A 448-nucleotide genomic window follows, 5' to 3' on the forward strand; every position below is an offset into this window, starting at 1 on the left:
CTACCAGGCCCTGATGGTGCTCGTCTGGTTCCGCAAAGGTGAGGACCTGGCCCTCCTCGCCGCCGGCTTCGGAATCTCGAGGGCGACCGCCTACCGCTACCGCGACGAAGGCATCACGGTCCTCGCCGCCCAGGCCGCCGATCTGCACACCGCACTGCGGCGGGCCGCCGCCGACGGCTGGTCCCACGTGATCCTCGACGGAAAACGGTCGACTGCGACCGGCTCACCGAGACGACCCTGTCGGTCAAGGGCGAGGTGATCGACGCCTGGTACTCCGGAAAACACCGCGACTTCGGCGCGAACATCCAAGCGATCATGCGACCCGACGGACTGCCAATCTGGACATCGACGGCGCTGCCCGGGCATCTACACGACACCAGTTACGCCCGCGACCTCGGGATCACCGCCGCCCTGAACTGGTCCGCCGCCGAACTCGACCTGCCCACCC

Annotated in this window: 1 protein-coding gene and 1 pseudogene; both read left to right on the forward strand. The window is 68.1% G+C overall.

From position 1 onward, the window contains the following. On the forward strand, positions 1 to 259 hold a 259-nt coding region (locus ACFHWY_RS28850; RefSeq protein WP_416583382.1), incomplete at its 5' end, for a transposase family protein. Positions 260 to 315: 56 nt separating this feature from the next. Beyond that, positions 316 to 448: pseudogene (locus ACFHWY_RS28855) on the forward strand (IS5/IS1182 family transposase); the annotation flags it as partial.

The organism is Micromonospora sp. LOL_024 (genome assembly GCF_048060415.1).
Classification (GTDB): domain Bacteria; phylum Actinomycetota; class Actinomycetes; order Mycobacteriales; family Micromonosporaceae; genus Micromonospora.